The organism is Bradyrhizobium sp., assembly GCF_016462955.1.
Lineage (GTDB): Bacteria > Pseudomonadota > Alphaproteobacteria > Rhizobiales > Xanthobacteraceae > Bradyrhizobium.
Genome location: NZ_JAEMSD010000331.1, coordinates 1 through 3,755 on the forward strand (window position 1 = coordinate 1; position 3,755 = coordinate 3,755).

A 3,755-nucleotide genomic window follows, 5' to 3' on the forward strand; every position below is an offset into this window, starting at 1 on the left:
CCATAAGCCGGGCCATTGACCGTTATGTGAATGTCAGATGCGCTTCCTACTCCTCGTGCGCCGCAACGGGCCAGCACGGGGATCAGCGCGCATGGCGCAAATCGAACTTTCCGCAATCCGCAAGTCCTTTGACGGCACCGACGTCCTGAAGGGCGTCGATTTCCGGATCGGGGACGGCGAGTTCATCTCGCTGGTCGGGCCGTCCGGCTGCGGCAAGTCGACCCTGCTCCGCATCATTGCCGGGCTCGAACCGCAGAATTCCGGCGAGGTCCGCATCGACGGCCGCCCCGTGGACGGTATTCGCCCCAGCGCACGCAATCTTGCGATGGTATTCCAGTCCTACGCGCTCTATCCGCATTTGAGTACCTTCGACAACATCGCGGTGCCGCTCAGGATGCGGCGCCTGTCGGCGATCGAACGGCTCCCGCTGCTGGGGGCGCTGCTGCCGGGCAGGCGCGCCAAGGAGCGGCACATCCGTGCCGACGTCGAAGCGATTGCCGAGCAGCTCGACATCGCGCCATTGCTGCGGCGCAAGCCGGGGCAGCTGTCCGCCGGACAGCGGCAACGCGTCGCGGTGGGACGCGCCATGGTGCGCGAGCCGGTCGCCTTCCTGTTCGACGAACCGCTCTCCAATCTCGACGCGAAGCTGCGCGTCCACATGCGCGCCGAGCTCGCCGAGCTGCACCGCCGCCTCAAGGCCACGTTCGTCTACGTCACGCACGACCAGGCCGAGGCGATGACCATGTCGAGCCGAATCGCGGTCATGATGGGCGGTGAATTGATCCAGGCCGGAACGCCTGCGGAGATCTACAACGACCCCGGCGACATCCGTGTCGCCGAGTTCATCGGCAGCCCCAAGATCAACATCCTCCCCGGCCGGATCCGGAAGGACGGCGTCATCGACGTGCTCGGGACCGCCCTAAAGCTCTCGTGCCATGCGGCGACCGGCGAATGCCGGGTCGGCGTCCGCCCCGAGCGGATCGAGCTCGGCGCGGGGCCGTTCTCCGGCATTGTCGTTCATCTGGAAAATCTCGGTGCCGAGGCCTTCGTGCACCTTGCGATCGAGGGCGCCGGATTGCGCCTGATCGCGCGGCTCGCGGACGTCAGGCATTTGCCGGCGATGGGAAGCTCCGTCACCTTCGGTTTCGCCCCCGACGCGGTGCGGCTTTTCGACCCGGCCGGGAAACGGATCGAGCTCCGCCTGGAGCAGGCCGGGCGCATCCGTGAGCGCGCCCATGTCTGACGGCTCGATCACCATCAGCGCCGCCATCGCTCCCGCGGGTGCGACAAGGCGCGCGGTGCAGGCCCATGGCAGCCGACGGACCTATGCCGCCTACGCCCTGGTGACGCCGGCCGCGTTGCTGATGCTGGTCATGCTGCTTGGTCCGCTCGCCGGCGTGATCGCGCTCTCCTTCACCGACTATCAGCTCGGCGCGCCGCATCTCTCGTGGATCGGCCTCGCCAACTACCAGGACCTGTTCGCCGACAAGGTGTTCTGGACCGCGCTGCGCAACACGCTGACCTACGTCGTGATCGTGGTGCCCGGCGCCGTGGTCGCCGGCCTTGCGATCGCGCTGCTGATCCAGAGCGGCACCAGCCTGCGCAGCCTGTACCGGACGATCTACTTCCTGCCCGTGATGGCCACCCTGATCGCCATGGCCGTGGTGTGGGAATTCATGCTGCACCCGCAATTCGGCCTCGTGAACGGGTTGTTGCGCGGCGCCGGCCTGCCAGCCTTCGCCTGGCTGCAGGACCGCAACACCGCCCTCTATGCGCTCTGCGCGATCGGCATCTGGCAGGCGGTGGGCTTCAACATGGTGCTGTTTCTCGCCGGCCTCGTCTCCATCCCCAAGCAGCTCTACGAGGCGGCCGAGATCGACGGCGCCTCGAGCGGTTGGGCGCGGTTCCGCCTCGTGACCTGGCCGATGCTGGGGCCCGTCACGACATTCGTCGTCGTGATCTCCGGCATCCGCTCGTTCCAGGTGTTCGACACCGTGCACGTCTTGACCAAGGGCGGCCCGTCGAAATCCACGGAAGTGCTGATCCACACCATGTACACGGAAGGCTTCGAGTTCTTCCGCTCGGGCTATGCCGCGGCGATTACCGTCGTCTTCCTGGTGTTCGTTCTCCTGCTCACGCTGGTCAAATCGAGGCTCGCCGATCGCGGGGTGCACTACACATGAGCAACGCACATCCGATCCCGTTCCGGGCGATCCTGCGTCACGTGCTGCTGATCGCAGGCGCCGCGGTCATGCTGGCGCCCTTCATCTGGATGATCTCGACCGCGTCCAAGCCGCAGACCGAGATCTTTTCCAGCGAGCTGCATCTGATCCCGCATCAGTTCGCGCTGGCGGAGAATTTGCGCGAGGCCTTCGCCAAGGCCAATCTGCTGCGCTTCCTGCTCAACGGCGTCATCGTCACGGTCTCGATCTTCGTGCTGCAGGTGATGGTGGCGCTGCCCGCGGCCTACGCGCTCGCCAAGCTTCGCTTCGTCGGCCGCGAGACGCTGTTCGCGCTCGTGCTGTTCGGGATCCTGATCCCGCCGCAGGCGACCGCGGTCCCCGTCTTCCTGCTGCTGCACAAGGCCGGGCTGCTGGACAGCTATGCCGCGCTGGTGCTGCCCTTCACGATCTCGGTGTTCGGCATCTTCCTGATGCGCCAGTTCTTCAAGACCGTGCCCGACGATCTCGTCGATGCCGCACGTATGGACGGCATCTCCGAGTTCGGCATCGTCTGGCGGGTGATGCTGCCGGCCGCGATTCCCGCCGTGACCGCCTTCGGCATCTTCTCCGTGGTCGCGCATTGGAACGACTATTTCTGGCCGTTGATCGTGCTCAACAGCGAGCACTTGCGCACGCCGCCGCTCGCGGTCGCCCATTTCCGCAATAACGAGGCCGGCACCAGCTACGGCCCGCTGATGGCCGCGGCGATGGTGATCATCGCGCCGCTCGTCATCGCTTTCCTCTTTGCCCAGCGCCGTTTCATCGAGGGCATCACCCTGACCGGGATCAAGTAACGACGTCACCTCAACCAAGGAGTCTATCCATGCTGAAGTCCATCATCGCCGCGGCGGCTCTGTCGCTCGTGGCTGGATCTGCGCTCGCGCAGGCCCAGACCGAGATCGTGATGCAGTATCCCTATCCGGAGCTGTTCACCGAGACCCACAAGCGCATCGCCGAGGAGTTCGCCAAGGTGCGCCCCGACATCAAGGTCACGATGCGGGCGCCCTACGAATCCTACGAGGACGGCACCCAGAAGGTGCTGCGCGAAGCCGTGACCAACCAGATGCCTGACGTCTCCTTCCAGGGCCTGAACCGCATCCGCGTCCTGGTCGACAAGAACATCCCGGCGCCGCTCGACGGCTACATCGCGGCCGAAAAGGATTTCGACAAGCAGGGCTTCCACCAGGCGATGTTCGACATCGGCACCGCCAGCGGCAAGGTCTACGCCCTGCCCTTCGCGATTTCGCTCCCCATCGTCTACGTCAATCTCGACCTCGTGAAGCAGGCCGGCGGCGACGTGAACAATTTGCCGAAGAGCTGGGACGAGCTGATCGCGCTCGCCAAGAAGATCAAGGCGCTCGGCAACGACACCAACGGCGTCACCTATGCCTGGGACATCACCGGCAACTGGCTGTGGCAGGCGCCGGTGTTCGCCCGCGGCGGCACCATGCTCAACGCCGACGAGACCAAGGTCGCGTTCGACGGGGCGGAAGGCAAGTTCGCCATCAACACGATCGCGCGGCTCGTCAACGA

At 65.5% G+C, this 3,755-nt stretch carries 4 protein-coding genes; all 4 read left to right on the forward strand.

All coding sequences use genetic code 11. From position 1 onward, the window contains the following. Positions 1–91: 91 nt before the first annotated feature. The gene (locus JHD07_RS26995) at positions 92–1,243 is read left to right on the forward strand and encodes an ABC transporter ATP-binding protein (RefSeq protein ID WP_291627586.1); all 1,152 of its coding nucleotides are present in this window, start codon (positions 92–94) and stop codon (positions 1,241–1,243) included. 121 nt (positions 1,244–1,364) lie between these two features. Next, complete coding sequence (locus JHD07_RS27000) at positions 1,365–2,183, forward strand: sugar ABC transporter permease (RefSeq protein ID WP_291627599.1); 819 nt, start codon at positions 1,365–1,367, stop codon at positions 2,181–2,183. Beyond that, positions 2,180–3,016, forward strand: coding sequence for a carbohydrate ABC transporter permease (locus JHD07_RS27005; RefSeq protein ID WP_291627588.1), 837 nt, complete (start codon positions 2,180–2,182; stop codon positions 3,014–3,016). Before JHD07_RS27000 ends, JHD07_RS27005 begins: the two co-directional genes overlap by 4 nt. A gap of 29 nt (positions 3,017–3,045) precedes the next feature. Continuing rightward, on the forward strand, positions 3,046–3,755 hold a 710-nt coding region (locus JHD07_RS27010; protein ID WP_291627590.1), incomplete at its 3' end, for an extracellular solute-binding protein.